The organism is Candidatus Hydrogenedentota bacterium (assembly GCA_019695095.1).
In the GTDB taxonomy this organism is placed as follows: Bacteria; Hydrogenedentota; Hydrogenedentia; order Hydrogenedentales; family SLHB01; genus JAIBAQ01.
In genome coordinates, this window is sequence record JAIBAQ010000017.1 from 24738 (window position 1) to 46907 (window position 22170).

Annotated in this window: 15 protein-coding genes, 2 tRNA genes, 3 rRNA genes and 1 pseudogene; 19 read left to right on the forward strand and 2 right to left on the reverse strand. The window is 57.9% G+C overall.

The window, feature by feature from the left end:
- The first annotated feature begins 1 nt into the window (after window position 1).
- Complete coding sequence (locus tag K1Y02_04875; GenBank protein MBX7255678.1) at window positions 2–532, forward strand: hypothetical protein; 531 nt, start codon at window positions 2–4, stop codon at window positions 530–532.
- A 140-nt stretch (window positions 533–672) separates the two neighbouring features.
- Here K1Y02_04875 and K1Y02_04880 read toward each other — a convergent pair whose 3' ends face one another.
- Together K1Y02_04880 and K1Y02_04885 are read right to left on the reverse strand one after the other, a co-directional pair.
- Complete coding sequence (locus K1Y02_04880; GenBank protein MBX7255679.1) at window positions 673–1350, reverse strand: ankyrin repeat domain-containing protein; 678 nt, start codon at window positions 1348–1350, stop codon at window positions 673–675.
- A 436-nt stretch (window positions 1351–1786) separates the two neighbouring features.
- Complete coding sequence (locus K1Y02_04885; GenBank protein MBX7255680.1) at window positions 1787–4345, reverse strand: serine hydrolase; 2559 nt, start codon at window positions 4343–4345, stop codon at window positions 1787–1789.
- A gap of 299 nt (window positions 4346–4644) precedes the next feature.
- Here K1Y02_04885 and K1Y02_04890 point away from each other — a divergent pair, with 299 nt between their 5' ends.
- The 18 genes and pseudogenes from K1Y02_04890 (at window position 4645) to K1Y02_04975 (ending at window position 22074) form a co-directional block, all read left to right on the forward strand.
- Window positions 4645–5544: a cation diffusion facilitator family transporter gene (locus K1Y02_04890; protein ID MBX7255681.1), complete on the forward strand. Its 900-nt coding sequence runs from the start codon at window positions 4645–4647 to the stop codon at window positions 5542–5544.
- Window positions 5545–5550: 6 nt separating this feature from the next.
- A complete protein-coding gene (locus tag K1Y02_04895) occupies window positions 5551–6501 on the forward strand; it encodes an ABC transporter ATP-binding protein (protein ID MBX7255682.1) in 951 nt (316 codons plus the stop codon).
- 1 nt (window position 6502) lies between these two features.
- Entirely contained in the window at window positions 6503–7378 is an 876-nt protein-coding gene (locus K1Y02_04900; protein MBX7255683.1) for an ABC transporter permease, read from the forward strand.
- Window positions 7375–8301, forward strand: a complete 927-nt coding sequence (locus K1Y02_04905) for an ABC transporter ATP-binding protein (GenBank protein ID MBX7255684.1) — start codon at window positions 7375–7377, stop codon at window positions 8299–8301. The genes K1Y02_04900 and K1Y02_04905 overlap by 4 nt, the downstream gene beginning before the upstream one ends.
- Entirely contained in the window at window positions 8298–9140 is an 843-nt protein-coding gene (locus K1Y02_04910) for an ABC transporter permease (GenBank protein MBX7255685.1), read from the forward strand. The genes K1Y02_04905 and K1Y02_04910 overlap by 4 nt, the downstream gene beginning before the upstream one ends.
- Before the next feature lie 42 nt (window positions 9141–9182).
- On the forward strand, window positions 9183–9956 hold the full coding sequence (locus tag K1Y02_04915) for an alpha/beta hydrolase (protein ID MBX7255686.1): 774 nt from the start codon (window positions 9183–9185) through the stop codon (window positions 9954–9956).
- 174 nt (window positions 9957–10130) lie between these two features.
- Window positions 10131–11516 carry a hypothetical protein gene (locus K1Y02_04920; protein MBX7255687.1) on the forward strand — a complete coding sequence of 462 codons (1386 nt, stop codon included), beginning with the start codon at window positions 10131–10133 and terminating at the stop codon, window positions 11514–11516.
- Between the two features lie 264 nt (window positions 11517–11780).
- A complete protein-coding gene (locus K1Y02_04925; GenBank protein MBX7255688.1) occupies window positions 11781–11954 on the forward strand; it encodes a nucleotidyltransferase domain-containing protein in 174 nt (57 codons plus the stop codon).
- A 182-nt stretch (window positions 11955–12136) separates the two neighbouring features.
- On the forward strand, window positions 12137–12940 hold the full coding sequence (locus K1Y02_04930) for a sugar phosphate isomerase/epimerase (protein ID MBX7255689.1): 804 nt from the start codon (window positions 12137–12139) through the stop codon (window positions 12938–12940).
- A gap of 626 nt (window positions 12941–13566) precedes the next feature.
- A 16S ribosomal RNA gene (locus K1Y02_04935) occupies window positions 13567–15120 on the forward strand.
- A 125-nt stretch (window positions 15121–15245) separates the two neighbouring features.
- A tRNA-Ile gene (locus tag K1Y02_04940) sits at window positions 15246–15322 on the forward strand.
- Window positions 15323–15378: 56 nt separating this feature from the next.
- Window positions 15379–15454: transfer RNA gene (locus tag K1Y02_04945), tRNA-Ala, on the forward strand.
- A 201-nt stretch (window positions 15455–15655) separates the two neighbouring features.
- Window positions 15656–18665, forward strand: a 23S ribosomal RNA gene (locus K1Y02_04950).
- A 159-nt stretch (window positions 18666–18824) separates the two neighbouring features.
- A 5S ribosomal RNA gene (gene rrf, locus K1Y02_04955) occupies window positions 18825–18941 on the forward strand.
- Together the 16S, 23S and 5S rRNA genes with 2 tRNA genes alongside form the textbook arrangement of a ribosomal RNA operon.
- 152 nt (window positions 18942–19093) lie before the next feature.
- Window positions 19094–19315, forward strand: a pseudogene (locus K1Y02_04960) (DUF1559 domain-containing protein).
- 75 nt (window positions 19316–19390) lie between these two features.
- Window positions 19391–20053, forward strand: coding sequence for a hypothetical protein (locus K1Y02_04965; protein MBX7255690.1), 663 nt, complete (start codon window positions 19391–19393; stop codon window positions 20051–20053).
- 171 nt (window positions 20054–20224) lie between these two features.
- The gene (locus K1Y02_04970; GenBank protein MBX7255691.1) at window positions 20225–20578 is read left to right on the forward strand and encodes a PadR family transcriptional regulator; all 354 of its coding nucleotides are present in this window, start codon (window positions 20225–20227) and stop codon (window positions 20576–20578) included.
- Window positions 20575–22074, forward strand: a complete 1500-nt coding sequence (locus K1Y02_04975; protein ID MBX7255692.1) for a hypothetical protein — start codon at window positions 20575–20577, stop codon at window positions 22072–22074. Before K1Y02_04970 ends, K1Y02_04975 begins: the two co-directional genes overlap by 4 nt.
- The last annotated feature ends 96 nt before the right edge of the window (window positions 22075–22170 follow it).

The following is a 22170-nucleotide window of genomic DNA, read 5'->3' on the forward strand; positions in this document are numbered from 1 at the left end:
CATGGCACGTCCCATTCCATCCGTCGAAGACAGCAAACGCAACGCATCTCTCCTGCTAAAAGACTTGAATTCAGGCGTTTTGTCCGTGGCCGAGGCTGCGGCAGAACGGTTGCGCCGGATTGCGCCGTTTCGCGAGCAAAGCGTCGCGCAGGTGTTGGAGGCGCGCGGCGATATCCAGCATAAGCACGCGTTGACCGTCGTGGCGCGCGAACAGGGGTACGCGGCCTGGAAGAACCTCAAAGATGCGGCGGACGTATTGTGGTGTCCACCGGGAGCGAGCGCGTTCTGGCACAACTGGTGCAAAACCTATGAAGAGGCGCGCGGATATCTCGAATCGAACGGCGGCTATTTGTTAACGGCCCACGGGCGGTGTTTCATCGCCGAACGAGGGTACATCGAGTCGTTGGGGTTGGACCCGGACGATCCACGCTGGGAGAAGGTCGGCTACGACATGAAAGAGCCGAAGGATCAGGCCGTGTTCGAGGAGTTGACGGCGGAGAGGATGCGCGTGGAGAAGCAGGGAAAAGCCTGATGGAAGCGGCGAGAGAAGTAGGGCGCGGAGGTCACGCATTTTAGATTTTGGATTTTAGATTTTGGATTGAAGATGGGAAGTGCGTGGTCAGGACGCGGGTTTATAGCTGGCAGTTGGAGTGTATGGGGGGGCGCTGCGTTTCAGGCGGTGGTTGGTGCGGCGCGGAGGATGTCCGCGATCTCGTAGCGCTCGAACTTTAACGCGAGGTCGACGGGCATCATGCCTGCGTCGTCGATGGCCCTCGGATCGGCCTTGTGTTCCAACAGGAGGCGAACTAGGCCCGCATTGGTTCCCGCGGCGGCGACGTGGAGGGGCGTCATGCCATTCGCCTGACGGGCGGCTACGTTCGCACCGTATTCGAGCAGCACGAGAGCCGGTTCGTAGTGGCCCGCAGCCGACGCCGCGTGAAGCGGCGTGTTGCCGGGCGCGAGACTGGTCGAGGCCGAAGCCGCGTCGACGAGCGCTCCCAATTCGATGAGCCGCTGCGTGGTCTCTTTGCGATTGAAGTGTGCGGCCAGATGCAGCGCAGTCCAGCCATCGCTGGAAATTGCGTCAACGGCTTTTGGGTCGCTCTTGACGATTTCTTCGATGCGGCAGGTTTGGCCCAGCGTTGCGGCTTCGTGGATGCCCATTTCCGCGCCGTTCTCGAGGAGAAGCTCGACCATCTCGAGTTGTCCGCGATAGGCAGCGACGATGAGGGGTGTTTCGCCGTGCGCGCTTCGCGTATGGACAATAGACGGATTGCGCTGAATCATGTCCAACAAGCGCGGCTTGTCACCGTTGATGATGGCTTGAAAAGGTTCTTCGATTCTGGGCACTGCGGCGCCCTCCTTCCGCCCGGAGCGGCATAGCCGAAACCAAAAGAGACTCAACCACGGATGAACTCCGATGGAGAAACCAAATAAACGGCACGGCTCTCTTGGCCGCTAGTTTCGGACACAACAACTTATAACGCATGCGGCATGAAGATCCGAGAACCCTCTAAAGACTTCTTCAGCTAGTAGTACAGAAGGCCGCCAACTATGCACAGCGCTCCTACTCGCACGACACGCGACTGTTGAACAACTTACTCCAGTAGCCGCTTGAAAACACGAGACTATTTGACGATCTTGAGGAATAGGGACCCGGAGCAGCTCCTGTTTGCACCTCATTCTGTACCAGTATGGTTGGGTGTTCGCGAATCTGCAAGTACATGAAAGAACAACGCCCCCGGCGTGAACCGGGAGCGTTGTGAGCAGGTAATGTCAACAGCGGCTACTTCGCGGGGGTTTCCGCCAGGTTGTCCACGATAGCCTTGATGAACATGGGGTGATATTTCCCGTAGGCCGCGCCCGCGGTGTTGCGGGTCATGACGATGACGAGATCGTTTTCCGGGTCGATGCGCAGCGTGGCGGCGGATGCGGCTCCGTGGCCAAACGTCTTTTTGCTGAGGCCCGCATCGGGCATCCAGACGCAGCCCATGCCCCACTCAAGGTCCGTATCGAAGCTCACGAATGGCTTGATCTTTGTGGGCAGGGCTTTCTCGTAGGTCTGTTCGCTGAAGAAGCGCATGTTACCGTACGCACCTTTGTTCAGCCACAGTTGTCCGAACTTCGCGATGTCCATGGGCACGCTGAAGGTCCGGGCACTGCCATCGACGGCGTCGGTGTGGGTGCAGCCCAATGGTCCCCAAAGATGATGCATGAAGTATTGGGGCAGGGCTTCGCCGCTGATCGTCTCGATGACCTTTCCACCGAGCGCGTAGCCGACGCCGTTGTATCCGTGACGCGTGCCAACTTCGAGGTTCGGATAGTATCCGGCAAGAACCTCTTCGAGGTCGTTCATGTCGTCGCCCCAATGGTCCATGTACATGCGCGGGGGCTGCAATCCCAGTTGGAATCCGTTCGTGTGGATGTACAGGCTGCGGACCGTGAGCGGAGTCTTTACCTCGATCCCGCGAAACGCGGGGAGGAACTTGTCCACGGGGTCTTCAAGGTTAACGAGTCCTTGATCGACCAGCGTCATCATCAAGGTGCCGGATAGGAACTTCGAGATGGAAGCCATCCAGCTTTTCGTGGTGACGGTCATCGGGTGGCCGAAACGCTGACCGTATGCTTTGTGCATGTAGACGACGCCGTGCCGGGCGAGGCATACCGCGAACGGTTCCTTGCTCTCTTCAGCCCATTGCTGGAGGACAGAATCGATTTGTTGCACCGCGTCAGGCTTCATGCCCGCTTCTTCCGGAGTACCTTCGCGCAAGACCGGCGCCGGTTCGCCTTCTTTCTGGTAGGGGCAGACGACGTTGTAGGGATAGTAGGGAGCGCCCGGATAGACTTTTTGCTTCAGGCCGACCCACCATTGGCGGTCCATCGCAAGGAAATCTTCCGCGACGCCCAGCGGGGCTGGCGCGGGCTTGGTTTCGCTGAGACCGGTTATCAAAGTGGCGGTTAGCGGATCGGTGTTGAGGTCATCGACGAGCATGGCGCGTTCATACCGGCCGATCGCCTCGGATTGCGCCTCGATGGCTTGCTCGTCGAATCCCATGCTGGGCGGGAATTCAAGGCCGCCTTTGGGCTGCATGAAGAACCACGCGAAGGTATCGTAGGAATCCGGCGCGTGATACAGCGTCACAAAACGCCGGATCGCGCGGCCTTCACGCGGATGCACGTCGACGACAGCGCCGTAACGGCCGGGCTCTTCGGCGGTCGTGACCTGGTTGTACTTGGCGTCGTAGAAAGTCGTCTCGATGCGATAGGGGCCGATAAGGGCCTCGGCCACGCGCGGATTCTCGAAGTCCACCAGCGGGAAGTAGGACCCTTTGAAGACGGGCGGTTTGAATTTCAGCGGGAGAAACATGATGCGTTGCGCACGGGTAATTGTCGCATCGGGCAGCGTGACGGACCCCGCCGCCTTCCCGCCTACATGCACGTTAAATGGTTTGTTGGCGTCGCCGGGTTGGGGCATCGGGAAATAGATGTCGGCAACGGCGAAATCGCCTTGTCCGGCTAGCGAGGCGTCGGCGACGCGGTCCCTGCCCGATTTCACGGTGACCGATTTGCCTGTGTTGGACCCAAGCGACACAACGCGCAAATGCGTGCGCGCGCTGTCATCGTATTCGCCGCGGACGCGCGTGCACTCGGGCGCGCTGGCGCATTTCGCGAGGCGGATGCGGTGCATCGCGTTCGAGTTTTCGTGTGTGCGTGTCTGCGGATACCAGACGGCCTGGAAGCGGCCTTTAGGCGCGTCGGCATCGTTGATGAAGATCTGGAAGCCCGTTTCCAGTCCGACACTTGGCGTGATTGCGAGATTCTTCCACGGAAGCAGGATTTCCAGGGTATAGCCATTTGCCGTCCTCTTGCGGACGGCCTCGTAGGTCAGTTCCGGTTTGGGTTCCATCTTGCGGAAGTCTGAAAGTTTCGCGCGTATTTCGGGGAATTCCGAAGTCACGCCAGGGCTGACAACGAGTTGGTAGAGATCCTTTGCGCCGCGCTTCGTGGCGGCAAAGACTTCCACGGAGTCTCGGTCGTACAACGCAGACTCGTCCGCGTTCTCGACAAGGGTGTCGTCCTGCACGGTTACAAGAACGAGAAGTCCGCGTTCATCCCACCCCAGGCGAAACTCGGGTTTGAGGTCGGCGAGAGGGACAAAACGTCCGTCCTTGTCGAGCATGAGTTCGACTCGGAACCCCGCAGCTTTCCAGTCGGACGGGTCGCCATCGACGGTGATACCCGATAAGGCGGGTACATCGTAAAGCGGAGTTGTTGGAGTCTCCGCGAATGCGGATAGACATAGAATCGCTAGCGAAACGGCGGATACAACCGACAGAAGGCGCATGTTTGATTCTCCTGTGACGCTGACGCGGCATCGTCACGCCATGAAAAGACAGATTCCTGAAGCACTACCCCGCCACCGTGCAGAACTGCAATACCCGTAAGAGTACTCGCACCCTTTATGAATGGTCAATGAAGAGCGCGTGTGCAGTATCTGGAATAGCCAGGATGCCCGCAGAAAGCGGATTGCCTGAGGGTTTTCGGCGACACCAGGAACAGATACGGGTGGCTCGTTCGTGCGCGCTCGTATCGGTTACAATTATCCTGGACTTGGCAGTAGTCAGTACTCAGGGGTAGTTTCCAATGGCACAAGAAGTCGCTGCATCCAACACAGAGCATCCCGCGCTGCGCGGGGCGCGTTTTATAGTTGTCGGCGTTCTGATCAATCTGGCGCTTGCAATCATCAAAGGCGTGGCAGGCATTCTGGGCAATTCGTACGCATTGATCGCCGACGCGATGGAATCTTCGCTGGATGTGTTTCAATCGATTGTGGTATGGAGTGGATTGCGCATTGCCGCGCGGCCGCCCGACAAAGACCACCCGTATGGACATGGCAAGGCCGAACCGATTGCGGCGGTGGCGGTGTCAATGGGGCTTTTGTTTGGCGCGCTCGTAATCGCCGTGCAGAGCATTCGCGAAATCGTGGCTTCCAGCACGTCGCCCGCGCCGTTTACGTTGATCGTGCTGGTGGTTGTGATAGTCGCGAAAGAGACGCTGTTTCGTGTGATGAGTGGCGTGGGCGCGGCGATTGAGAGCACGGCGGTCCGCTCGGACGCGTGGCACCACCGCAGCGATGCTATTACCTCTGCGGCGGCATTTGTAGGAATCGGGATTGCCGTGGTTGGCGGCAAGGGCTATGAGAACGCAGACGATTGGGCGGCGTTATTCGCGTGTATGATTATCGCATTCAATGGATTCCGGCTGCTGAGACCTGCCGTGGGCGAAGTAATGGACGTTGCCCCCGACCCAGCAGTAGAAGCGCAGGTGCGTGAAGTGGCGATGACCGTCGCGGGCGTGCGGTCACTTCATGTGTGCTGGGTGCGGAAGATGGGGTTTGAGTATTTTGTTGATTTGCACGTGAAGGTGGATGGCTCCATCACGGTTCACGACGGGCATGATGTGGCGCATCGCGTAAAGGACGCCGTACGATTCGTGAACCCGCGGATTCGCGATGTTCTGATTCATATCGAGCCGGAGGATTAGTCTCATTTGAGCGCTTCGACGTTACCCGAGGCAGTAGGCGGCCCTATCGTGCGCATAGCGGGGTTGACTGTGCGTTACGGGGCGCGTGTTGCGCTCAACGACTTCTCGCTGACGGTCGACGATGGGGTCGTGGGTTTGCTGGGTCCGAACGGCGCGGGCAAGAGCACGTTGTTGAAGACGTTGCTGGGGTTCTGCAAAGCCGCATCGGGTTCGGCGCAGGTGTTTGGAATGCCGGTTGAGCGCGACCCTTTGGAAATCCGGCGCCGTGTGGGCTATATGCCGGAGCGCGATGTGTCGTCTCCAAAGCTGAGCGCCGTTTCGTTTGTAGCCTACTGCGGATGCCTCGCGGGGATGGCGTATAAGGACGCGCTGCAGCGGACGCACGAAGTGCTCAACTACGTCGGCTTTGGCGAAGAGCGGTATCGCCGCATGGAGACGTATTCAACGGGTATGCGGCAGCGCGCCAAACTTGCGCAGGCCCTCGTGCACGATCCTGAGTTGCTCTTTTTGGATGAACCCACCAATGGACTCGATCCCATCGGCCGCATCGCGATGCTGGAACTGATACGCGAGGTGGCAAGAACCCGTCGCATGGCAGTTTTACTGTCGTCCCACCTGTTGCCGGACGTGGAACATGTCTGTCAGCGCGTCGCGCTTCTCGACCAGGGCAAACTGATTCGCGAAGGAGACATCGCGGCGCTGACGCAGTTTAAATCGCGGTTGTGGCGGGTGCGCGTCAAGGAACGCGGCGAATCGTTTGCCGCCGTGTTGCGGGCGTCCGGGTTTACGACGGAACGCGAAGAGGACGGCGCGTTGCTGGTGCATCAGCCCGAGGGAGCCGCGCCGGCGGATGTGTTTCGCGCGGCGCGCGACCACGAAATCCAGATCCGCCACTTTGAGCCGGTCCGGCATCGGCTCGAAGAGGCGTTTCTATTGGCAGTGTCCGGGGGCGGCTGACGTGCCGATCTACGAACAAACCTATAAACCCTGGGAGCGCAGCGGCACGGCGCGGAGCCGGTGGTGGACCGTGGCCGCCCACGAGTTGCGCGTAGCGCGCGCGACACCGCTCTTCCGGCGGCTGCTGTTGCTGTCGCTGTTGCCGTTCATGTTGTACGTGTTTGTGCTGATGGTCGTTGACTTGATGACGGCGAATCCCAGCCAGTTGCTTCGCACGGCGATACAGGAAATCCGTATCACCAACGTGGATGCGCTGTTCTTTCGGTTGTACATTTCGCTGACGTTGCCGTTTGTCTTTCTCTTTTGTCTGTATATTGGCGGAGGTTCGATCTGTAACGACTATCGCAATAACTTGCTTGAAGTGTATTTCGCGAAACCGCTCACGCGGCTGGAGTACTTTTTTGGCAAGTTGGCAGCGGTCTGCTGCGTGCCGTTATTGTTGTCGGCGGGACTGTCGTGGGTGCTGATTGCGATTCACGTACTGCTGTCGCCCACGGCGGGACTTGTGTTTCTGCGCGAGAACTACTGGGTGCCTTTCGCGTGTCTGGCGTATGCGACTTCCGTGATTATCCCCTATTCGCTGTTGATCATGGCGTGTTCCTCGATGACCAAGTCAGCGACAGGGGCCTCCATTGTGGCGTGCGCGTTGCTGTTCGTAAACAGCGCCGTGGGGAACGCGTTGGGCGAGATACTGCGCCGCCCCAATATCCGTTGTCTCAGCCTGACGCGGTGCATGCTGCACCTGAGCGACGAATTGTTCGGCGGGCGCTCGCGCATTACGGTGCACTGGAGCGTCGTTGTGACGGTCATGGCCGTCTTCTGCGCGATTTGCGCATGGATCGCGTACCGGCGTATTCGCGCGGTGGAGGTGGGATGATGTCCACATCCATATCGTTCGCGGGGGTGTCGGTCTGGTTCGGGGAAGTAGTGGCCTTGAACAAGGTTTCGCTCGAAGTCCAACCGGGTATTACCGGGCTGCTGGGGCCGAATGGAGCGGGCAAATCCACGTTCATGAGTCTGTGTACCGCGCAGCTTCGCCCGGGTCAAGGGGAAGTGTCCGTATTGGGGCAGCCGGTATGGTGCAATTATCCGCTGCTGCGCCGCGTGGGCTATTGTCCGGACCGCGAGAACTACTATGACGACATGACGGGCTTCGAATTCGTCTACTGGCTGACGCGGTGCGCGGGGCTTTTTCCCAAGGAAGCGCGACGCGCAGCCACGGCAGCCCTGGAGCGCGTCTCCATGACGGACCGCATGCACGACCGTATCTCAACGTACAGCCGGGGCATGCGTCAGCGCGTGAAACTGGCGCAGAGTTTTGCGCATGAACCGGACATTCTGTTCCTCGACGAACCGATGACGGGGCTCGACCCGGTTGGCCGCCTGGCCATTTTCGATCTGATTCGCGAATTGGGCAAGGGCGGCAAGACTGTTGTGGTCGCGAGCCATATCATGTACGAAATCGAGAACGTTACATCGAACATCATTCTGTTGAATCAAGGGAAGGTGCTGGCGGTTGGCGACGTGCACGACGTGCGCGCGCTTATCGACGCGCATCCCCACAGCGTTTCGGTTCGATGCCGCGATCCGCGCGCGTTGGCGACGCGCATCATTGGATTGCCCAGCCTTGTCACTATCGAGTTCGACGACGAGGTGTCCGGCCTGACCGTGCGCACACGCGACCCGAATACGTTCTACGCGCACCTTACCGGTCTGCTCGCGGAGAAGGAGCTTGGCGTCGAGAGCGTGCACGCCCCCGACGACAACCTCCAATCCGTGTTCGAGTACCTTGTGCCATGAACGAAGACAAGCGGATTCCCAGCGGCCATTTCTGGAACGTGTTTGCGGCGGTGGCCGCATTCACGACGTATCTTTTCGCGCGGCGCAAGCGCACTTGGCTGATGGCCGGGCTCATGCTTGTTCCGATGACACTGCCTTTTCTCGCCGCGTGGCTCGATACATCCGCGATGCGGATGGGGCCGCGATTGCTGGTGGCCCTCGTAGAGTATCTATATCTGTTCACGCTGGCCCCTCTGACCGCGCTGTTCTTTGCGGGAACGTTGCTGAGCGAAGAAGTCGAGGGCCATACCTTCCCGTTGTTGTTGTCGCGTCCCGCGCCGCGGGGAGCCATCGTGCTCGGCAAGTTCGCGGCCTATTTCCTGGTGTCATTCGCGTTGCTTGCGCCCGCCACGGCGGCATTCATGGGCGCGGGCGCCTATGCGTTGCGCGTGGCCGATCCGGCGGCGGCGTTCGCGTTGCTTCCCCGGTACCTGACGTTGATTGCGATGGCGCTGCTTTCGTATGGCGCGCTGTGCCTGTTTGTGAGCACGATTGCGTCGCGCCCCGTCATCGTGTCCGCGATCTTCCTGTTCGGATGGGAGAAAGCGGTCGTCGCCATACCCGGATACGCGGACTTTCTGACGTTCGAGAAATACATCCGGCGGCTCACGCCGGATGTGCCGTTCAAGCGCCTGGAATTGGGCAAACTGGAGTTGCCGGTGGAGTTGTTGCGAAGTGTGTATCCCGTCGGGGCGGGAGCTTCGCTGGTGGTACTGGTGGGGGTGACGCTGGTGCTGCTGGCGCTGGCGTGTACGGCCGTGCGAAAGCGGCAATACGCCGCGCACGGCGACGGCACGTAGGAAGACCCGCAAGCTGAGACGGATTGCGAACGGAGGGGTAACGTGGGGGCGCAGGTCGTAGCCGATGTCGTCTACGGACACAAAGATGGTCTCGCGCTGACGCTGGATGTATACGCGCCGGATGTTGAGGCGAATGGCGCGGGAGTCCTGTTTGTCGTGAGTTCGGGTTGGGTGTCGGAGTGGCAACCGCCCGAAGTGATGGCGGCGTGGTTCGAGCGACTGCTGAAGAGAGGCTTTACCGTCTTCGCGGTGAGGCATGGGAGTTGTCCGCGGTACTCGGTGACCGATGCGCTGGCCGATGTGCGGCGCGCGGCGCGGTTCGTTCGGCTGCACGCCGGCGAGTACGGTGTGGACCCTGGCCGAATTGGCGCGACAAGCTACAGTGCGGGCGCGCACTTGTCGTTGATGACGGCGTTGACGGCGGACGAGGGAGAGCCCGACGCGGAAGACCCCGTCGAGCGTTACGGCAATCGTATCGCGGCGGTGGCCGCGTTTTGTCCGCCGGTCGATTTCACCGGTGAGATTCCAGAAGTGCAGCGTAACGTGCCGCTGGGCGAACTTGATGCGCTCGCACTGTCACCGATTTATCAAATCCATGCAGGTGCGCCGCCGATTCTGCTCTTGGTGGGGGATACAGACGAGTTTTGCCCAGGGGTGGTGCGCATGCACGAGTCTCTGAAGCGAGCTGGCGTGCCTGCGGAGTTGCGTGTGTTCGAAGGCGGGGATCACGCGTTCTCCAATCCCGACCACAAGCGCGACGCGGAGGAGGCGATGGCGGCGTGGTTCGAGAGATGGCTGGCCGTGACACGGCCCTGAATGCGGACGCCATGCGCGGCTACTGGCTAAGCCAATCTCTGCGAGTCGATTCCAGCGACGTCACCAAAGATGCAATTGCTTTCCAATCGTATTGTCATTCCAGATCCCTCGCTCCGCTCGGGATGACTGGGCCGTGAGCGGTTTAAGTCCTTTGTGCGTGATGAAAGGTCGAACATGAAGTCTCTAAAGCACTCGAAGATTCTCTCTACTTGCGTAGTCATTGTTGCCTTCATGCTGCTACAGGCTATCGTCCTCGCCCAGGAGGCGCCAAAGCCCAGGAAAATCGCGGTTTTCGGGTCGTCGGTGGCGCACGGTTCGGTCGATCATGAAAACAAGGGCGGGTATGCCGGGCGCTTGGGAGAGTTGCTGAAGCCGCGCGGATGGGAAGTGGTCAACGTGTCGCGGGGCGGCGACAACACGATCAAGATTGCGCCGCGATTCGAGACGGACCTATTGCCGCAACATGCGGGCTATGTCGTGATCGCGCTGTCGTTATCGAATGAAGGTATTTCGAAGCAAGCCGACAAGGCGTATCGCGATGGCATCTACGAGCAATGGCGAACTGGAGTGCTGGCTCTTGTGAAACGCTGCCGCGATGCGGGGATGACCGTCGTGGTCGCCAACTGTTATGCGCGTAGCGAATGGTCGGATGACCCGCAACTCTATGACTACACGAAACGTATGGACGTGGAGATTAGCCGGTGGGACGTGCCGAGCATTAACCTGCTGGGCGCGGTGGATGATGGGCGCTGCGCGTGGGTGAACGGTTTGTACGCGGACGGCGGACATCCAAACGGTTCGGGCCATCAGGAAATGTGCTACACCATCGTGCCGAGCCTGTTCGAGGCGCTTGAAGCGGGTAAACCGACGCCAGCGAAGGATACGTCTGGGCGGTATGCGCATGTGACCGGCAATACGGATTCGGGCGCTGCATTGTCGTTCGTTCCAGCCGATACGATGCATTCATTCGCGATAAGCTTCTGGGTGCGGCTGAAGAGTGTGGGCGCAATCGCGGCGGTGTCGGGAAAGGCGGCCGCGACGCGCAAGGAGCCGTGGGCGCGCGGTGACAAGACAATCGAAGTCATGCACGTGGAGCCCAGCAAGGACAAGGCCGTGATGACGGTTGCCTATCGTGACGGAAAACTTGCTTATACCGGGCCGGGCGGCGAGGCGAAATCGGGGGCGATTAGTGAAGACGACACGTGGCATCACGTCGTGGTGTCGCACGGGTGTGCGCGCGGGCTGACACAGTTCTACGTGGACGGCGCGATGGTGGGCGAAGTGAGCGAACGGGTCATCCCGGATGCGTTTTACCTCGGTGGGGGTGCGACTACGGGAGATGTGGCCGAAGCGGACCTGAGAGAGTGGTGCGTCTACCGGTCGGCATTGAACGACGAATCGGTACGGTTTATCCACGAAGGCGGCGTGTTTCAGTCGAGCCTGGAGGTCTTTGCGCCACTTGCGGACAACGTGTTTCTGGATGGCGCCCAGGTGGAGAATCGCGCGCAAAGCATGTCGCAGGTGAAGGTTGTGGGCGTAGGTATAAGCTCTCAAAAATGAGTGGTTACACCATGCAATATGAATATCTTATTTGAAATACTGGGTTCCCGCATTCGGGCTGAGGTTTTCCGGCTTTTGTTTGCGGGGCCGTCGATGGAATTGCACGTTAGGGAGATTCAACGCCGGACGGGGTTTAGCGACCGGGCTATTCGTGAGGAATTTGCCAAACTCGTACGCTGGGATTTGGTGGAGGCCCGGCGAGATGGCAATCGTCTGTACTACCGGGCATGACAGGATCATCCCCTGTTTCCGGAAATCCGCAGTATGACGCTCAAGACCTCGGGGTTGGTGGACATTTTGAAGGAGCATCTCGATTCCGAGGCGATTCAGGTTGCGTTTGTTTTTGGATCGGTGGCGCAAGGCAGGGAGCGCGCGGAAAGCGATATTGACCTTATGGTGATCGGCTCCAATCGAGTTCGTCGAGTAGCTCCGGGATGATGTTAGGCGTTGGTTGAAGGAAAACCACTCGGATTTCGTCTAAGCACACGTAGTATGCAATTTCTCGTGATTGTGTAGTTCGTAGAGGGGGATTCGCAGAATCGCGCGAAGAATTGCACCGCTGTAAGCGAGAGGTATAGGCTCAATGTCCCACAATCAACCACACGGAGGGGATATACATCATGATTTCACGACGCAATTTTCTGGCGGGTAGTTTGGCGGCGGTGCCGGCAGTCGGTTTGTTGAGCCGTATTGCCGGGGCGCAGGCCGGTGGATTCCGGATTGGTTGCCAGAGTTACAGCTTCCGCAAGTTTCCGTATGAAGTGGCGATTGCGAAGCTGAAGGAGCTTGGGCTTACCGAAATGGAATTCTGCGCGGTTCATTTCAAGCCGGACGCGGGCGATCCGGCCTTCGCAAAGGTGAAGGAGACAATTGCGGCTTCGGGCATCAAAGTATCGGCCTATGGCGTGGAAGGGTTCTCCAAAGACGCGGCCGCGAACCGGAAGAAGTTCGAGTTTGCCAAGGCGCTGGGCATCGAGATCCTTTCGGCGGATCCGTCGCCGGATTCCTTCGACAATCTCGATGAATTGTGCAAGGAATTCAACATCAAGATTGCGATTCACAACCACGGTCCGAAGGCTAGCTACGACAAAGTCGCGGACACGCTGAAGGCGGTGGAAGGGCATTCGCCGTTGATTGGCGCGTGCGTGGATACGGGGCACGCGATCCGCTCGGGCGAGAAGCCGCACGAGGTCATCAAGGCGTTGGGCGCGCGCGTGCACTCGCTCCATCTGAAAGACTGGAAGCTAGGCGGCAAAGAACAAATTATCGGCAAAGGCGACCTCGATTTGGCGGCCGTGGTGAAGGAACTCAAGGCCATCAACTTTGCCGGTCCGATTTCGATGGAGTACGAAGAGAGCGAAGACAACCCCGTGCCCGACATGAAAGTCGGACTTGCCAACTGGAATAAGGCGGCATCGGTGTAGAAGTCTAGGTGTGCGCGTGTGTAGATAGCGATCCGGCGTAGACTTCAAGCGGTTCTTGAACGATGTATTTGGGCAGGTGTTCCCATCGCGGGAGACCTGCCCAAAACTTTTTTTAAAATAAGTGTTGACATCGGGGGGTCCATATGGTACATTACCGGTCCCTCGTGACCACGGCGGTGGTGCGGTGGTCAAAGAACCTACCACATAGGACTTTACGGGCTAGTACCGTGTGTGTGGAGAAGGTGGTTGACAAACGCCTCTCCGGGTGGTAAGATACGGGGCTGGAAAGGGTGCGCAGCAGCGACTCCCCGGTACAGCAAAGGGTGGCAACCTGAGGCCCAGGGTTAGCTGGCGAAGGGACGCTTCGCGTCTTTCGCAGCAAGCCATGAGCTAGGGGCATTTTTTGTGCCTCGGCAGGCCTCGACGCCAAGAGCTCTTTGAAAGTTGAATACGATGCATGTCGAAAAGACATGGCCATGTGCAAAACAATGGATGCCAATAGGTTAACGCCTTGGCATCCGCCCAAATTGGCGGTTGTCGAAAGACAACTTGCCACACAATTCTGAATTCCGAAAGGGAATCAGACTCACTCAATGCAGAACAGCTTCGGCTGGACTGTTAGAGTTTTATCGGAGAGTTTGATCCTGGCTCAGAACGAACGCTGGCGGCAGGCTTCATACATGCAAGTCGAACGGTAAGGTTCCCCGCAAGGGGAGCCCTAGAGTGGCGAACGGGTGAGTAACACGTGGATAATCTGCCCTTCAGTGGGGGATAACGGCTGGAAACGGCCGCTAATACCGCATTCGGTTGTCGGGTCCTTGGGCCTGGCAAAGAAAGGAGCCTTTAAAGCTTCGCTGAGGGATGAGTCCGCGCCCCATTAGCTAGTTGGCGGGATAATAGCCCACCAAGGCAACGATGGGTAGCCGAGCTGAGAGGTTGATCGGCCACACTGGGACTGAGACACGGCCCAGACACCTACGGGTGGCAGCAGTAGGGAATCTTGGACAATGGGCGAAAGCCTGATCCAGCCATGCCGCGTGGATGATGAAGGCCTTCGGGTCGTAAAGTCCTTTTCTAAGGGAAGAACTGCAGAGGGAGGAAATGTCCTTTGCTTGACGGTACCTTAGGAATAAGCAACGGCTAACTCCGTGCCAGCAGCCGCGGTAATACGGAGGTTGCAAGCGTTGTTCGGAATAACTGGGCGTAAAGGGAGCGCAGGCGGTTCGGTTAGTCTGAAGTGAAATCCCAGAGCTCAACTCTGGACCTGCTTCGGATACTGCCGAGCTTGAGTACGTGAGAGGAGAGTGGAATTCCAGGTGTAGCGGTGAAATGCGTAGATATCTGGAGGAACACCAGTGGCGAAAGCGGCTCTCTGGCACGTTACTGACGCTGAGGCTCGAAAGCGTGGGGAGCAAACGGGATTAGATACCCCGGTAGTCCACGCCGTAAACGTTGTGCGCTAGGTGTAGGAGGTATCGACCCCTTCTGTGCCGCAGCTAACGCATTAAGCGCACCGCCTGGGGAGTACGCCCGCAAGGGTGAAACTCAAAGGAATTGACGGGGGCCCGCACAAGCGGTGGAGCATGTGGTTTAATTCGAGGCAACGCGAAGAACCTTACCCAGGCTTGACATCCCAAGACCGCCCATGAAAGTGGGTTTTCCCTTCGGGGACTTGGAGACAGGTGTTGCATGGCTGTCGTCAGCTCGTGTCGTGAGATGTTGGGTTAAGTCCCGCAACGAGCGCAACCCTTGTCCTCAGTTACCAGCGGTTTGGCCGGGAACTCTGAGGAGACTGCCGATGATAAGTCGGAGGAAGGTGGGGACGACGTCAAGTCATCACGGCCCTTACGCCTGGGGCTACACACGTGCTACAATGGCTGGTACAATGGGCTGCAATACCGCGAGGTGGAGCTAATCCCAAAAAGCCGGCCTCAGTTCGGATTGGAGTCTGCAACTCGACTCCATGAAGTCGGAATCGCTAGTAATCGCGCATCAGCTACGGCGCGGTGAATACGTTCCCGGGCCTTGTACACACCGCCCGTCACATGACCCGAGTTGGGTGCACCCGAAGTCGCTGGCTCAACCCGCAAGGGAGAGAGGCGCCGAAGGTGTGCTTGGTGAGGGGGATGAAGTCGTAACAAGGTAGCCGTATCGGAAGGTGCGGCTGGATCACCTCCTTTCTAAGGAGTAGAACAGCGCACGCTCTACGGAGTGCTGCGCAGGTCGAACACAGGTTAGTGTCGTAAGGCATGCATCGTATTCAGCGTTCAGGGAGTTTCTTGGCGCCTGAAGCGCTTTCGGGCGTGGGCCCGTAGCTCAGATGGTTAGAGCGCACGCCTGATAAGCGTGAGGTCGGTAGTTCGATTCTACTCGGGCCCACCATATGTGAACAGTTGAACGCGCGCACACGCCGGATTCCGGCGGCCGTGCCTGCCGCTGGGGATGTAGCTCAGTTGGGAGAGCGCCGGCTTTGCAAGCCGGAGGTCGTCGGTTCGATCCCGATCATCTCCACCATTGTGTGGAGGGCCGGTTCGGCGGCGTGAAGGTGCGTTATAGGTTTTGCGCAAGTCGCTATGTGCGTCCTGCGTGATGTTCTTTGACAGTTGAATGCAAGGGTAGCCAGCAATGACTACCGAACGAGTGCCTTTAGAATGCTATTTTGCTGTATGCCTGGCGCAAGCCGCAAGGTTTGCGTCGCGTTACAGTTCGAGTTTTGGTCAAGCTACTAAGGGCGTGTGGTGGATGCCTTGGCACCGAGAGGCGAAGAAGGACGTAGTTACCTGCGATAAGCCACGAGTAACTGGAAGCAAGTTTATCCGTGGATCTCCGAATGGGGCAACCCCGCCCGGCAAACCCGGGCGATCGCCGACTGAATACATAGGTCGGCGAGGCCAACCGAGGGAACTGAAACATCTAAGTACCTCGAGGAAAAGAAAGCAATGCGCGACTCCGTGAGTAGTGGCGAGCGAAAGCGGAAGAGCCCAAACCGTGCGTACGTGATAGGCCGTATCCGTTGTGCGCATGGGGTTGCGGGACGTGTCTTCGGGAAAATACGGAGTCCCGGAGAGGTTACAAATCAGGATTTTAGCCGAACACCGCTGGATAAGCGGGGCCATAGACGGTGATAGCCCGGTACGCGAAAAGATCCTGACCTCTTTGACATGTTCCCAAGTAGCGCGGGACACGTGGAACCCCGTGTGAATCTGGGAGGCCCATCTCCCAAGGCTAAGTACTACTCGGTGACCGATAGTGAACCAGTACCGTGAGGGAAAGGTGAAAAGCACCCCGAAGGGGGAGTGAAATAGAACCTGAAACCACATGCTTACAATCAGTGGGAGGACGATGGCTTCGGCCCGTCTGACCGCGTGCCTTTTGCATAATGAGCCGGCGAGTTAATTTGTGTAGCGGGCGAAGGGCTTATGGTCCACAGCCGCAGCGAAAGCGAGTCTGAATAGGGCGTATGTTGCACAGATTAGACCCGAAACCGGGTGATCTATCCATGACCAGGGTAAAGTTCTCGTAAAAGGGAATGGAGGCCCGAACCAGTGGCAGTTGAAAATGCTTTGGATGAGTTGTGGATAGGGGTGAAAGGCCAATCAAACTCGGAAATAGCTGGTTCTCCCCGAAATATATTTAGGTATAGCGTCGCACGGTAGCCAACGGGGGTAGAGCACTGGATGGGCTAGGGGTCCTACCAGATTACTGAACCCAACCAAACTCCGAATACCGTTGGTGGAACTGCGGCAGTCAGACTGCGGGGGATAAGCTCCGTGGTCAAAAGGGAATCAGCCCAGACCGTCAGCTAAGGTCCCAAATTCAAGCTCAGTGGGAAACGATGTGTAATTGCACAGACAACCAGGATGTTGGCTTAGAAGCAGCCATTCATTTAAAGAGTGCGTAACAGCTCACTGGTCGAGTGGTTGTGCGCGGAAGATGTAACGGGGCTAAGCTTGAAACCGAAGCTACGGATGGTCCGCCTTGAGCGGACCGTGGTAGGGGAGCGTTCCATGCAGGGTTGAAGCGTGACCGTAAGGACGCGTGGACCGCATGGAAGTGATCATGCCGGCATTAGTAACGACAAGACAGGTGAGAAACCTGTCCGCCGAAAACCCAAGGGTTCCCGGGCCAGGGTAATCCTCCCGGGGTTAGTCGGATCCTAAGCCGAGGCCGAAAGGCGTAGGCGATGGAAAACAGGCACAAAGATTCCTGTACCACCGCGTCACCGTCTGAGCGACGGGGCGACGCAGAAAGATAGGGCGCCCGCCTATTGGACGGCGGGCTAAGCGTGCGGGAGGCAGCCCAGGCAAATCCGGGCTGCACTACTCCGAGGCGTTATGGGACGTGGATCCTTCGGGTGAAGCGGATCGTCCGATTCTATGCTGCCAAGAAAAACCTCTAGCGAGGTGGCCGGTGTCCGTACCGTAAACCGACACAGGTGGGTGAGAAGAGTATTCTAAGGCGCTCGGGAGAACCATCCTTAAGGAACTCGACCAATTGGCCCCGTATCTTCGGAAGAAGGGGTGCTCTGGGCGGTGAAGGGTTTACCCCGTAAGCTGCTTGGAGTTGCAACAAAGAGGCTCAGGCGACTGTTTAACAAAAACATAGGTCTCTGCTAAGTCGTAAGACGACGTATAGGGACTGACGCCTGCCCAATGCCGGAAGGTTAACGGGAGGAGTTAGCATAATTTATTATGCGAAGCTCCGAACCGAAGCCCTGGTTAATGGCGGCCGTAACTATAACGGTCCTAAGGTAGCGAAATTCCTTGTCGGGTAAGTTCCGACCTGCACGAATGGCGTAACGATCTGAGCGTTGTCTCAAGGGTGGTCCCGGTGAAGTTGTATTACCTGTGAAGATGCAGGTTACCCGCGACAGGACGGAAAGACCCCGTGCACCTTTACTACAGCTTGATATTGACTTTTGTTTTGGTCTGTATAGGATAGGTGGGAGACATTGATGCCAGGGCGCTAGCTTTGGCGGAGTCAACCTTGGAATACCACCCTGATTAAAATAGAAGTCTAACCCTGATCCCGTGAAGCCGGGCAGGGAACAGTGTCTGGTGGGTAGTTTGACTGGGGCGGTCGCCTCACAAAGAGTAACTGAGGCGCCCAAAGGTTCCCTCAGCATGTTTGGAAATCATGCTTCGAGTGCAAAGGCAAAAGGGAGCTTAACTGCGAGACCTACAAGTCGAGCAGATACGAAAGTAGGGCTTAGTGATCCAGCGGTTCCGTATGGAAGGGCCGTTGCTCAACGGATAAAAGGTACGCCGGGGATAACAGGCTAATCTCCCCCAAGAGTTCACATCGACGGGGAGGTTTGGCACCTCGATGTCGGCTCGTCACATCCTGGGGCTGAAGCAGGTCCCAAGGGTTCGTCTGTTCGCCGATTAATGTGGCACGCGAGCTGGGTTCAGAACGTCGTGAGACAGTTCGGTCCCTATCCGTCGTGGGCGTAGGAGATTTGAGGGGAGTTGCCTCTAGTACGAGAGGACCGAGGTGAACGAACCTATGGTGTTCCGGTTGTCACGCCAGTGGCACAGCCGGGTAGCTATGTTCGGAAGGGATAAGCGCTGAAGGCATCTAAGCACGAAGCCCCCCCCAAGATAAGATCTCCCTGGGCCGTAAGGCCCCTAAAGGGTCCTGGAAGACTACCAGGTGATAGGCTGGAGGTGTAAGCGTAGCAATACGTTCAGCTTACCAGTACTAATTGCCCGTGAGGCTTGACCTTTAACTATTGTCTTTCGCGCCGGCGTTTCGCAAAAGGCGCTCCGAGCGTGAAAGACGCTATCATTAATGAAGACACTCGTCGCGTAGCGCATACTGCGCACCCTTGCGTTCTCTGTCACTGATTTTCAGTGTGTCCGGCTCTGCCGGACCACTAAAGTTTGCCGGTGACTCTCGCGGTGGGGCCACACCCGTTCCCATTCCGAACACGGAAGTTAAGCCCACCAGCGCCCATGGTACTGCCCGGGCAACTGGGTGGGAGAGTAGGTCGTTGCCGGCTCATTTACTAAGAGGCCCTTCAGGCGTCAAACCCTGAAGGGCCTCTTGCTTTATGGCTGAACCTCCCCGCGTTCGAAGCGCCATCTGGCGCACAGGTAGGCCCGTCGCCTCGATATTTTCTTGATCCATTCGTTTCCAAGAGCGCATCTATAGATGTTCGGGGGAGAACGGAAGATGCGTTTACGACGTGGTTTCACCCTTATCGAACTCCTGGTTGTCATCGCCATTCTGACCATTCTGGCCGCACTTCTTCTCAGCGCCCTGGCGCGGGCCAGGGAGGCGGGAAGGCGCGCCATCTGCGTCAACAACCTCAGGCAGATGGGTCTAGCCTTGAAGATGTATGCAGGGGAAGCGCCCGGAGGCAAGTATCCACCCAACACCTATTGCTACGGGGACGACACGGGTCCGAACTCTTCTCCAGATTTCGATTTCTTTTTCCAGGGGAACACCATGTATCCCGAGTATATTAATGAGGCAGATATCTTGTTCTGTCCATCCAACGCGAATTTCGCTTACGACACGACGGCCGGGGTATTTAACTGCAAGAACGATCGGACGTCCATCTGCCCGTGCCGTTTTGGCCGCCGCTCGTATATTTACCTCGGCTGGGTATCCACCTCCGAAATGCTTGTACCTCCCGCAACAGACCCAAACTCCCCCTACTTGGGATTTGCCGACTTCAAGCCGTCCGTCATGGACCTGTTTAATAATCTCCTCATGTCATTGCCCGTTCCCACGGTTGAAGCCCATAGCGCATCCGTAGACCGGGACATTCCGTACAGCGAATACAACGCGAGCGACCCGTACGTCTTGTACCGCACCAGAGAAGGAATCGAGCGATTCTTCGTGACCGACATCAATGATCCCGCAGCCTCCGCCATGGCGCAGACCACAATTGCTGTCATGTTCGACGAAATCGGGACCCATGCGCCGAGCCACGCCCATTTCTTCAATCACGTCCCCGGCGGCGCGAATGTCCTGTTTATGGATGGACATGTCGAATACATCACGTACCCCGGGAAGTGGCCCGTGACTTCAGCGACCTGCCTTTTCATGGGCTTCTTCAATCCGCTGTGGGAACGCTTTGCTCAATCCGGTCACCCTTATCCGTAGCTCCGACAGAGCATCTAGAATCTAAGGCTTGGTTCCCATTTTCCAGAGCACAAACGATCCCTGGCATCGACACGAGCGACTGCCTCAGGCAACGCCCTGCTAGATATTTTTACAATCTACCTTGCAATACTATCTAGCTTGTGTTAGAATCTAGTAGTTGGAGTTACCACCATGAACGCAGAATTCAGCGTAGACAACTGGGCCACACAACTCCGTAAGGGGTTGCTGGAGCTGTGCATACTCAACATCGTCGCCCAGGAAGAGGTCTACGGATACGATTTGGTAAAGCGGCTGACGGAACTGCCGGGTCTTGGAATTGCGGAAGGGTCCATCTATCCCCTTTTGTCCCGCATGCGCAAAGTGGGACTTCTCACTGCGCGGCTGGAGGAGTCTCCTTCGGGTCCCGCGCGCAAGTACTACGCGCTGACGCCGGAGGGCCGGCTGTGTTGGGAGCGGATGAATGGACACTGGGACAACTTAGCACGGGGGATACAAGGACTACGGAACGGAGGCGGTAAATCATGAAAACTTGGACAGAAGATGCCACCGCGCACATGGAGCGCTACCTTCGCCAGGTTCGAGTGTTGCTGGAAGGCGGCGGAGCAGACGCCCACGAAGTCGTGGAAGACCTTAGAAACCATATTTTGCAGCAAGGGGAAGTGTCGGCGCAGATAGCCATCGCCACCGACGAGGCCAAACGTATTCTCGCGCAAGTCGGCGCACCTGACGAAGTTGCCCAGTTGTGGACGCAGATGGGCGTGGGTTCAGAAGGCGAAGGATGGTCCGAGGCGAACTCAAGCCGGCCATCGGGGCAGCCTGGCAGTCGCAAGCGGTGGGTCATACTTGGGGTGGTTGCTGTTGGCCTGCTTGTTTTGTTTCCTTTAACGCTGATTCTCCTGTGGTTCGGCGTCCGCGTCGCTTCGTACCGTCCTCCTGAAACGCAGGTTGCCCAGGATGGCTATTCCGAAGCGCTGTATGAACTACCGTCGGGGTGGTTTCAGGCAGGATCGAATCGAGACGGGTATGAAACGGGAACCGCGCGGGGTGTCGCGGGAATTCCGGGAGACGCTTATTTCATGCGGTCGAAAGTCGCCAATCCGCCGGGTTTTTCGACCGTCATGCGCGAAATGCCCGCAGACGCGTATCGTGGTAAGTGGATTACCCTGGATGGCACCATCAAGACAGAGATGAACCCTGGCAAAGCTCAGATGTGGCTTCGGATTGACGGGCCGAGCAACACGACACTTGGCTTTGACAATATGAACAACCGTCCGATCGATGGGAGGACGGACGCGTCTCCCTATGCGATTTCGTTGCAGGTGCCCCAGGAAGCGGTTCGAGTCGCTTACGGAGTGCTTGCGACTGGTGCGGGAACAACGTGGTTTGGCCCGCTTGCATTGACCGCGACGGACGGAGAACAGGCGGCAACTCGGCGGCGCATGGAGGATCATGCCGCAGAGCAGGTGGGCATACTGCCCTCAGGCTGGATCCAAGTAGGCTCGAACATCCCCGGATATGAAAGCGGGACGGCCCGAGCCGTCGACGGGATTTCAGGCGATGCCATCTTCATGCGGTCGAAGGTTGCCAATCCGGAGGGATTCTCAACCGTGATGAAGGAGATTCCAGCCGGTGCGCTCCGTGGTAAGCGCGTGACTTTGACCGGCAGCATCAAGACAGCAATGAATCCCGGCAAGGCACAGATGTGGATGCGAATCGACGGCGCAGATAACGCAGTCCTGGGTTTTGACAACATGGATGATCGGCCTATCGTCGGCACAAAGGCGGCGGCACTGTGTACAATATCGCTGGATGTACCGCAGGAAGCGGTCAGAATTTCGTACGGTGTCCTGGCGAGTGGGTCGGGGACGACGTGGTTCAGTCCGTTGGAGCTTGCAGCAGGGGCGGCGTCCCAAAGTGAGCCTGCGTCCGGGACGCCTTCGGGCCTATCTCGTGACGCGCACTGGAGCAATCGAGCGTCGGCGAAATTTGCTCGGGTTCAAGACGTTGAGGCTAAGCCATGAGGAATTCTAGCGAGTTCACTCGGCTTGCGAAGAGCCGCCTTGTCCATGGCTGCGGGTCCCGCAAGCACAATGGCTATGACATAGGTCTGTGTGTAC